The sequence below is a fragment of the Bifidobacterium parmae genome (genome assembly GCF_002860365.1).
In the GTDB taxonomy this organism is placed as follows: domain Bacteria; phylum Actinomycetota; class Actinomycetes; order Actinomycetales; family Bifidobacteriaceae; genus Bifidobacterium; species Bifidobacterium parmae.
In genome coordinates this window covers 1-5,476 of sequence record NZ_NMWT01000014.1, presented here as the reverse complement: position 1 = coordinate 5,476, position 5,476 = coordinate 1, and the positions used below count along the sequence as shown (strand labels likewise).

Annotated in this window: 5 protein-coding genes; all 5 read left to right on the top strand. The window is 69.1% G+C overall.

The annotated features are described in order from the left end of the window. Window positions 1-308: 308 nt before the first annotated feature. The 5 genes from Uis4E_RS06110 to gcvH all read left to right on the top strand — a co-directional run bounded on the left by Uis4E_RS06110 (window position 309) and on the right by gcvH (window position 5,368). Window positions 309-935, top strand: a complete 627-nt coding sequence (locus Uis4E_RS06110) for an NUDIX hydrolase family protein (protein WP_101622325.1) — start codon at window positions 309-311, stop codon at window positions 933-935. Window positions 936-1,082: 147 nt separating this feature from the next. After that, a complete protein-coding gene (locus tag Uis4E_RS06105) occupies window positions 1,083-1,928 on the top strand; it encodes an alpha/beta fold hydrolase (RefSeq protein WP_101622324.1) in 846 nt (281 codons plus the stop codon). Then, window positions 1,925-3,049 (top strand): NAD(+) diphosphatase, encoded by a 1,125-nt coding sequence (gene nudC, locus Uis4E_RS06100; protein ID WP_101622323.1) that lies wholly within the window; start codon window positions 1,925-1,927, stop codon window positions 3,047-3,049. Before Uis4E_RS06105 ends, nudC begins: the two co-directional genes overlap by 4 nt. A 177-nt stretch (window positions 3,050-3,226) precedes the next feature. Next, on the top strand, window positions 3,227-4,861 hold the full coding sequence (locus Uis4E_RS06095; protein WP_101622322.1) for a L,D-transpeptidase: 1,635 nt from the start codon (window positions 3,227-3,229) through the stop codon (window positions 4,859-4,861). A 102-nt stretch (window positions 4,862-4,963) separates the two neighbouring features. Next, entirely contained in the window at window positions 4,964-5,368 is a 405-nt protein-coding gene (gene gcvH / locus Uis4E_RS06090) for a glycine cleavage system protein GcvH (protein ID WP_034529395.1), read from the top strand. Window positions 5,369-5,476 lie beyond the last annotated feature (108 nt).

Here is a 5,476-nt window from a genome sequence, read left to right as displayed (position 1 = left end):
TTCTTATAAGCGTTTGGTTACGCGTCTGCGTCGGTATCCAGTAANCCGTCNGGGGGGAACAAGGGGAGGGGGNTNGGGCTGANGGCGGGGGGGGGGGGGGGGGCNGTCGCCGGGTTGAACCNCCCTCAGTCCGGCTGAGCCGGACAGCTCCCGCCGGCGGGAGCGGGGGTGGGGTTGTCGCTGGGGTGCGGGGACCACCCTCAGTCCGGCTGAGCCGGACAGCTCCCGCCGGCGGGAGCGGGGGTGGGATGAGGGGGAATATGGGCATGCGGGGGCGCATGTCAGTTCGGCGCGTGATAATGGGGTGCATGCCAGTGATGAATGATGAGGTGCCGGACGAGGGCGACTTCGACGCCGACCGTCCGCGCGGTGAATTCGACCACGTCACCCCGGAGGATTTCATCCGCGGCTCCGGCCACGGCAATCCCCCCGGATGGCTCGACCCCGCGGACATCAACCGCGCCCGTGGCCAGATGCCCATCGCGTACGTGGAGATCGTGCCCGTGCGCACCGACGAGTTCGGCCGCGTCGCGCAGGTCGGCTCGCTGCTGCGCGTCACCGACGACGGGTCCGTCGAACGCGCGCTGATCTCCGGGCGCGTGCTCTTCCACGAGACGCTGCGCGAAGCCATCGCGCGCAACGTCGCCAAGGACCTCGGCGACATCGCCCTGCCCATGCTGCCCGTCAACCTGCAGCCGTTCACCGTCGCCGAATTCTTCCCCACGCCCGGACTGAGCGAATACTACGATCCGCGCCAGCATGCGATCGCGCTGTGCTACGTGGTGCCGATCGCCGGCGACTGCCATCCGCAGGACGAGACGCTCGACGTGGAATGGGTGGACCCGCACTCGGACATGCTCGCCACGTTCCTCGACCAGATGACCAACGGGCACGACCGCATCGTGCGCAAGGCGCTCGAATACTGCGGCGCGTGACCACCCTCAGTCCGGCTTCGCCGGACAGCTCCCGCCAGCGGGAGCGGTGCGGGAGACGGGTGTTCCGACGGCTCACGCCGGCGGGAGCGGGGAAGGGGATGCGCCTGTGGCGCATGCGTTCCCACAGAGAAAGGAAGTACTGACATCATGACGTTTGCAATCCATAACCGCGTGCTGCGCGAGGGGGAGGGGACCCCGCTCGTGCTCGTCAACGCGTATCCGGTCGACGGGCGCATGTGGGAGACGTGCGCCGCCCGCATCGCCGCGCTCGCCGACGAGGCCGGTCTGCCCGCCTTCCCGATCTGGGCGCCCGACATGCCCGGCTCCGGCGCCTCGCCCGCGCCGAACGACAAGGAGTCCGGCCGTCGCGCCGCCAACGGCTCCTACCCGGACGCGCTCGACCGCATGGCCGAATCCTACGTGGACCTGCTCTACCGGAACGGCTACGAGAAGGCCGTGTGGGCGGGCCTGTCGATGGGCGGCTACCTCGTCACCGACCTGTACCGCCTCCACCCGGAGACCGTGGCCGGCGTCGCCCTGTGCGACACGATGGCCTCCTCGGACGGCGTCGGCGGCGAGCCGCGCCTCGAAACCTCCGACGCGTGCGAGCGCACCGGCTCCGTCGAACCGGTCATGCACTTCGCCGAGCCCACGGACGGCGACTCCACGATCAAGAAGACCCCGGAGTTCATCGCGACGATGACCGCGTGGATCCGCGACCAGCACCCCGCCGGACTCGCCTGGCGCCAGCGCATGACCTACGGCCGTCCCGAACTCGCCGGCGTGCCCGAGACGATGGACGTGCCGGTCGCCGTCGTCTCCGGCGAACTCGACCCCACATCCAATCCCAGCGTGATGCGCCCGCTCGCCGAGCGCATCGGCGCGAACGCCACGTTCACCGCGATCGCCGACTGCGGTCATTTCAGCGCCGTCGAACACCCCGACACGGTGGCGGCCGCGCTCGTCGACCTGATGGGGCGGGTGGTCGCATGAGCGTGTCGTTCAGTCCGCTGGCGTTGACGCGGGCGCTGCCGTTCCTGCCGCTCGCGCAGGGCGACATCGACTATCAGACCGAGCGCCGCGTCGAACCGCATCTCATCGCCGAGACGCTCGCCGAGCCGGCGACCAAGGTGATTCTCACGCGCGACGGCAAGATCGCCGTGCCGCGCGGCCAGGGCGAACTCGCCGACTACGAGAACGTGAAGATGCGCCTCGCCACCATCCCCGGCGCGTACGTGGCGCGCGAACTCGACGCGCACCCGCAGGCCGTCGCCATGTTCCTCGGCAGCTACGGCGGCCGGCGCGACGAGCACGTCGTCGCCGTCGACGTCACGCGCGTCGCGCGCATCGCCGACGGCAGCGAACGCGGCGCGGACGACGCGTTCGACGAGCCGGAGGACGGCACGAACGGCGGCGTGATCGCAGCCGGCGGCGCGTTCGGCTTCGGCGCCGGCCGCGGCGCGCACGCGAGCCTGCTCGAACAGGCCGTCGACCGGTTCGACTGGGTGGATCTGCGCGGATTCGCGCCGCACGCCTCCGCACGCGAGGCGGGGCAGGCGACCAGCGCGATCACGCTGAGCATCTGGCACAACCGCCAACGCCACTGCCCGACCTGCGGCGCGCCCGTCGCCGCCGCGAACGGCGGCTGGGCGCAGCGCTGCACGAACGACGCGGACGGCCGCCGCCTGCTGTTCCCGCGCGTCGAACCCGCCGTGATCACCATCATCGTGGATTCCGAGGGTCGCGCGCTCCTGCAGCACAACGCCGCATGGAAGAACCCCACGCTGTACTCGGTGTCCGCCGGATTCGTGGAGGCCGGCGAGAACCTCGAGCATGCGGCCCGCCGCGAGGCGATGGAGGAGGTCGGCATCCGGCTCGGCGAGGTCAAGTACCTCGGCTCCCAGCCGTGGCCGTTCCCCGCGTCCCTGATGATGGCGTTCAAGGCGCACGCGCTGACCACCGACGTCCACGTGGACGGCATGGAGACCGTCGAGGCGACGTGGGTCACGCCGGACGAGTACACGGCGGCGCTGGTCACGGGTCGCATGAGCGCGCCCGGCAAGGCGACGATCGCGCGCTACATGATCGAGGAGTGGCTCGGCCGCGAGCTGTGACGAAACGACATATCTCGAATAGTGATATATGCCACAAACCGTTGCGCCCACGGCTATTTCGGGGTGTCGCAGGCGGTTCCGGGCCCTCCGCTGGGGTGGTGTTGATGTACAGTCGAACGCAGTCCGCGGAAGTATATGCGGACGAGAGAAAGCGTAGTGAAAGACTAAGGATCGCGAATGACTGACCAACGCAATCAGCAGCCGGCCCCGGAATACGGCGCTATGCGTGAGGATTTCGAGACCACGCAGGCCATGCCGCCGCTGCCCGAGGCCGCGCCCGCGCCGCTCGCCGGCACGATGGACGCCGAGGCGGCGCATCCGGAGGACCTGAACATCGGCACCGTCGCGGCCACGCGCAAGTCGCGCAAGCCGCTCATCATCACCCTCATCGTCGTGGCCGCCCTGCTCGTGGCGCTCGTCGCCGCGTTCTTCGGCGCCCGCGCCTACTTCCAGGACAAGGTCGCGCCCGGCGTGCGCTTCGGCTCGACCAGCGTCGTCGGCCAGACCCGCGACCAGGTGAAGGCCACCGTCGAACAGGCGGTCAAGGACTCCGCGATCACCGTCAAGGACACGACCGGCAACACCAGCGCCACCGCGTCCCTGACCGATCTCGGCGTCGACATCGACGTCGACCAGACCGTCGACGACATCATGAACGCGAAGTCCTCCACCAACATCGGCGAGGACATCCTGCGCGTCAACCCGTTCGGCCACGTGGACGTGGCGCTCGCCGCCACCCCGGACAACGCGGTGCTCGACGAGTACCTGTCCGGCAAGCTCGTCTCCGACGCGGAACGCGCCGTGCCGTCCTCCATCACCTACGACGGCAACGCGCACGCGTTCGTCGCCTCCGAAGGCCGCGCCGGCAAGGCCCCGAAGCTGGGCGAGGTCGTCAAGGCCGTCAAGCAGGCCATCGCCAAGCCCGGCACCGCCGCGACCGTGACCGTGACCGACGAGACCATCGACGCGCCGATCGCGCTCGACGCCGCCCAGAAGGCCGCCGACGCCGCGAACCAGCGCCTCAACAACAAGATCGTGATGACCAACGGCGACGCCAAGCAGTTCGAGCTGCCGGCCGACACCGTGGCCACCTGGATCAAGACGGAAAGCCACCTCGACCAGGGCTCCATCACCCTCTCCTACGACACCACCGCCATCAAGAAGTTCATGTCCGAGCAGCTGCCCGGACAGCTCAACCAGGACATGGTCTCCCAGGAGGACATCGTCGACGGCAACGGCTCCGTGATCGTCGCCGCCCAGGTCAAGGGCGTCGACGGCGTGACCATCAAGAACACCGACGCCGCCGCCGAGCAGGTGATCGACGCCCTGAAGCAGGGCAACGGCGGCACCGTGCAGGTCGCCTCCGACGTCAAGAAGTTCGACGTCAAGCAGAAGCAGAGCGAGTGGCGCGTCGTCATCGACAAGAGCTCGCAGACCGCCGTCGTCTACCACAACGGCGAGCAGGTCAAGAGCTTCCTCGTGTGCACCGGCGGCCCCGGCGGCAACGAGACCGACAGCGGCAACTGGTACATCTACCTCAAGTACCGCGTGCAGGACATGCGCGGCTACAACGACGACGGCAGCAAGTACCTCTCGCCCGGCGTGAAGTGGGTCAGCTACTTCAACGGCGGCGAGGGCTTCCACACCGCCACGTGGAACTACGGCGGCATCGCCTCCGGCGACCCGGCCAACCACGGCTCCCACGGCTGCGTGAACATGTACGAGCAGGACGCCCAGTGGATCTACGAGAACTGCCCGGAGGGCACCCTCGTCCAGGTCGTCGGCACCCAGCCGACCGGCCCGGTCCGCTGAGTCCCGCATCGCCCCGATTCCGAAAACCCCGCCTTGCGCGATCCGCAAGGCGGGGTTTCCCGTATCCGGGCGTGTTCCCAACGGGTTGGTAGGCTGGAGGCCATGAGCGAAGAACTTGACGACCAGCCGCTGAACCTCGACGTGCCCGAGCACCTCGAATACTCCGACGACCACGTGTGGGTGGACACCACCCTCGACCCGGCCGTGGTCGGCATCACCGAGTACGCCGCCGGCAAGCTCGGCGAACTCGTCTACGTGGACCTTCCCGAACCCGGCACCCGCGTCGAAGCGGGCGACGAGGTCCTCGAACTCGAATCGTCGAAGGCCGTCGAACCGCTGATCGCGCCCGTCGCCGGCACGATCCGCTACGTGAACCAGGCCGTCGCCGACGACCCGAGCGTCATCAACGACGATCCGTACGGCGAAGGCTGGATCATGAAGATCGAGCTGGAGGACGACGAACCCGACCTGCTGACCGCCGAACAATACCTGAAGGTCATACGATGACGCGCGCGTGGCGACCGGTGGACGGCGACGGGCGCGGCACGGCGCGGCCGCTCGGCGACATGCGCCGCATGCGCGCGGACGACGGCGCGACGCGCGACGCGCGCGAGG